Source organism: Gemmatimonadaceae bacterium (assembly GCA_036273715.1).
Lineage (GTDB): Bacteria > Gemmatimonadota > Gemmatimonadetes > Gemmatimonadales > Gemmatimonadaceae > JADGGM01.
The window spans coordinates 1-4,034 of record DASUHB010000036.1 but is presented as its reverse complement, the minus strand read 5'-3'; the positions used below and the strand labels follow the sequence as shown (position 1 = coordinate 4,034).

The window sequence follows — 4,034 nt, the reverse complement described above, 5'->3', positions numbered from 1 at the left end:
ACGACGCCTAACGACGCGATCAAGGTCGCCGGCATCGCGTCGCCCCCGCTCTCGCACCTCATCTCGGCCATGAACCGCGAGAGCATCAACCACTTCGCGGAGCTGCTGTTCCGCGATGCGGGCCGCAAGGCGGCGAGCGATGGCGTCGGCTCGGTGGAAACGGCGAACGCGCTGCTCCAGACCTTTCTCACGCACAAGGTCGGTGCGCCGGCCGGCGCCGTGGTGGTTGCCGACGGCAGCGGACTCTCCGTGCTCGACCGCGTGACGCCGCGTTCGCTCGTCGATTTGCTGGCGTACGCGAACACCGCGCCCTGGAGCGATGCGTTCCACGCGTCCCTGCCCGTCGCCGGCGAGTCGGAGCTGCTCAAGCGGCGGATGAAGTACACGCCCGCACAGGGAAACCTGCACGCCAAGACCGGCACCACGAACAACGTGATCTCGCTCGGCGGCTACGTCACCGCGCGCGACGGCGAGCTGCTCGCGTTCGCGTTCATCTACAACGGCACCGACCGCTGGAACGCCAAGACGACGATCGATGCGATGGGCGGCACGCTCGCAGCCTTCTCGCGTTAGGCTCGGCCGCGCCGGTCGAGCCGATCCTTCAAAATTGTCTGATGTTGACGCCGCGCTTGGCGAGCTCGCCGATGTACGCGGCGGCGTTCACGCTCTCGTCGGGCGTGTGCACGCCCGGCGGCGCGATCTCTCCCCTGGCCTGCATCTGCCCGGTGATCGACAGCGAGTAGCCCGTGGTGCGCATCATCGCGCTGATGTGGTGCGCCTCGTCGTAGTAGTCGACCAGCTCGAATCCGACCGTCTTGGCGCTGCCCGCCTTGCTGCCCTGGACGATGACGCGCAGGGCAAGCAGATCGTGACCCTTCGGCTTGGTTAGGCGGGGACCCACCGTCGCCACGAACAGATCGCGCGGGATCACCCTCGTGCCCTTCACGTCCACCGGCGTCAGCTCGAGCAGACCGAGATCGCGAATCGCCTCCATGATGTGCGCGTGCCCCGGATAGCGAAGCGTCTTGTACTCCATCGTTGGGATCTGGCCCTCGTATCGGAACGCCATCGTCGAGAGACCGCCCGCTGTGTGGAACGCCTCGAGCTTGCCCACCGGGTCGGGGAACGACACCTCCTCGATCTCCGACAACGCCTTGACGCGCGTGCGCTTCGCGTCGCGCAGCACCCATGACAGCGTCGTGTAGTAGTCCAGGACGCCTTCGAGCGAGTACACGATCTGGTAGTTGAGCGGCGGCTCGGGGTGTTGCGGCAGACCGCCCACGAAAATCTTGACCGAGCGCACCTTGTCCATCTGCTCGATGCCGTGCTGCGCGAGAATGTTTACCATGCCCGGCGCGACCCCGCAATCGGGGATCACGGTGATGCCCTTCGCCTTGGCCGCTGCGTCCAGCTCTTTCTGCTGAAACACGATTTCGGTGTTGCCGCCGAGGTCGCAAAAGTGCGTTCCGGCTTCGACCGCCAACCGCGCCAAGTCCAGATTGAAGTAGTAGGGGATCGCGCTCATCACCGCGTCGCTATCGCGCATCACGGCGAGGACGGCGGCTGTGTCACGCACATCGAGATGCGTCGGGATCAGTCGCTTCCCCGAGTACGGCGCAAGAAAATCGGCGACATGGGAGACGTTCAGGTCCGCAAGGCGAACCTCTTTGACATCGGGATTCTGAAGCAGGTCGTACGCACACGCCGAGCCTTGAAGGCCGGCTCCGAGAACGAGCATCCGCATGGGCCGTGGTTCTCCTGGTCAATCGATCTGAATTTGGGCGAGCCTTGAAAAATAAGTGATTGCAGCGCCGACCCCAACTTTGGCGCACTTCCCTGAACCGTGCCCGCCCTTAGCTTCCTGACTCGACGACGCACGCAGTCAGCCGACCAGACACACAGCCAATGACCGATCATCGTTTGATCTTCGACGCGGAGGCGCAGAACACGGGGACGAACACTATCGTCACCGCGGATCACTTTCTCACGCCGGTCGATCAGTTCTTCACGCGCAGTCACGGCAAAACGCCGACGATAGACCCGCGATCCTGGCGCCTCGAGGTGGGCGGCCTCTGTTCGCGGCCGCGAACTTTCACGCTCGACGATCTGCGCGCGCTTCCACGCCGGACGGTTGCGGCCACTCTCGTGTGCGCCGGACTGCGACGCAACGAGTATCTGCTGCTCGGCCCCCTTCCGGGCGAGCTCCCGTGGGGTCCGCAAGCGGCGAGCACGGGCGACTGGACCGGCGTTCTCCTTCGCGATGTTCTCGATCTGGTTGGCGCCTCGCCGGCTGCACGATATGTCGAGTTCACGGGGCTCGATAGCGTCGAACGTCACGGTCACACGTTCGGCTTTGGCGGCTCGATCGATCTCGACAAAGCGCTGGATGGAGACGTGCTGCTCGCCACCGAGCTCAATGGCGCCGAGCTTCCGCCCGTGCATGGATTTCCGGTGCGGGCGGTCGTTCCGGGTTGGATTGGCGCGCGCAGCGTGAAGTGGCTTGGCCGCATCGCGCTCCTGACCGAACCGTCGGAGAATTACTTCCAGCGCGAAGCGTACCGCGTGCAGTACACGGTGGATCCGGCCAAGCCGCGCGACGTGACAGCAGGCGTGGCGCTCAGCAGGATCACCGTGAACGCGGCGATTCTGGATCCGGTGCCGGAGCAGGAAGTATGTGCGGGCGTGCTTCGTGTGCGCGGGTGGGCATGGGGCACGGCAGCCCGCCCGGTGACCGCCGTCGAGGTATCGCCTAACGATGGCCACGACTGGCTTCCGGCCCGCGTCACGAAACCGGGCTTGGGCTACACCTGGACGTTCTGGGAAGCGACGGTGGACCTCCAGCCCGGCCGCCGCACGCTCGTCGTTCGCGCGACGGACGGCGCGTCGCCCGCGCAATCGCCCGAGCTCCGCGACGGCTGGAACGTGAAGGGCTACGCGAACAACGCCTGGCACCGCGTAGCGATCGTCGTCCAGCGTGCCGGCACGTGAATCGCAATCGCTGCGCGGTCGTCCGCCCTTTGTCTCCTGTCCCCGCGCCCTTGGCCGCCTGTACATGACGCATGACGTCTGGACATCGGTCGACGACTACATCACGTCGTCTCTCGTCGGACACGACGAGGTCCTCGAGGGCGCCCTCGAGCGCAGCGCCGCGCACGGTCTGCCGCCGATCAGCGTGTCGCCTCCCCAAGGAAAGCTGCTCTTCCTGCTCGCCCATGCGATGCGGGCGCGCCGCATCCTCGAGCTCGGTACGTTAGGCGGCTATTCGACCATCTGGCTCGCTCGCGCCCTGCCCCGCGGCGGACGCGTGGTGACGCTCGAGCTCGAGCCCGCGCACGCCGACGTCGCGCGACAGAACCTCCGCCGCGCCAAGCTCGCGCGACGCGTGGATGTTCGCGTTGGTCCGGCGCTCGACACGCTCGACCAACTCATCGCCGAGCATGTCAAGCCGTTCGACCTGGTCTTCATCGACGCCGACAAGCCGCGCATTCCCGACTATTACGCGCGTGCGCTCGCGCTCACTCGGCCTGGCTCGGCGATCATTGTCGACAACGTCGTCCGCGACGGGAAGCTCGCCGATCCATCCAGCGACGATCCGAACGTTGAAGGCGTGCGCGCACTGCACCACCTGCTGGCCCACGACGATCGCGTCTCGGCCACCACGATCCAAACGGTCGGCAGCAAGGGATACGACGGATTTACGCTCGCACTCGTGAACCGCCCTTAACCATCTGCGTTTTCTAAAAAAAGGGTCCTCGCGGAATTTTGGGGAAAGCAGGGCGGTACACGTCGGCGCACTATGTCCGCTGGAAGAGCGACGTGAGGGCTAACTGGAGGCCTGTGTCAAGGGCTTCTTCGCTCTGGTGTGAGGGATAACTACAAGGATACAAGAGATGGGGTCGGTGCATATGCAACCTCAACGACGCGTCGTTAAGCGTGGAGATGCGCCGACCCCATCTCTTACATCCTCGTCGTTATCCTTTTGAGCCTTTGTCGTAGATGCCTCCATGTGGCGTTTGGGCGGCGCCTCGCCACGC

Annotated in this window: 4 protein-coding genes; 3 read left to right on the top strand and 1 reads right to left on the bottom strand. The window is 65.1% G+C overall.

The window, feature by feature from the left end; translation table 11 throughout:
- Window positions 1–573 (top strand): D-alanyl-D-alanine carboxypeptidase/D-alanyl-D-alanine-endopeptidase (gene dacB, locus VFW04_08410; protein HEX5179336.1); only part of this gene is annotated, 573 nt, incomplete at its 5' end.
- Between the two features lie 28 nt (window positions 574–601).
- Here dacB and VFW04_08405 read toward each other — a convergent pair.
- A complete protein-coding gene (locus VFW04_08405; GenBank protein ID HEX5179335.1) occupies window positions 602–1,744 on the bottom strand; it encodes a saccharopine dehydrogenase C-terminal domain-containing protein in 1,143 nt (380 codons plus the stop codon).
- A gap of 161 nt (window positions 1,745–1,905) precedes the next feature.
- On the opposite strand from VFW04_08405, the gene VFW04_08400 reads away from it, so the two are divergent.
- Together VFW04_08400 and VFW04_08395 are read left to right on the top strand one after the other, a co-directional pair.
- On the top strand, window positions 1,906–2,988 hold the full coding sequence (locus VFW04_08400) for a sulfite oxidase (GenBank protein ID HEX5179334.1): 1,083 nt from the start codon (window positions 1,906–1,908) through the stop codon (window positions 2,986–2,988).
- Between the two features lie 64 nt (window positions 2,989–3,052).
- Window positions 3,053–3,724, top strand: a complete 672-nt coding sequence (locus tag VFW04_08395; GenBank protein ID HEX5179333.1) for an O-methyltransferase — start codon at window positions 3,053–3,055, stop codon at window positions 3,722–3,724.
- Window positions 3,725–4,034: the final 310 nt, after the last annotated feature.

Excerpts from the sequence above, each read along its gene's own strand:
- VFW04_08400 (HEX5179334.1), top strand. The coding sequence starts at position 1,906 with ATGACCGATCATCGTTTGATCTTCGACGCGGAGGCGCAGAACACGGGG.
- VFW04_08395 (HEX5179333.1), top strand. The coding sequence starts at position 3,053 with ATGACGCATGACGTCTGGACATCGGTCGACGACTACATCACGTCGTCT.
- VFW04_08405 (HEX5179335.1), bottom strand. The coding sequence starts at position 1,744 with ATGCGGATGCTCGTTCTCGGAGCCGGCCTTCAAGGCTCGGCGTGTGCG.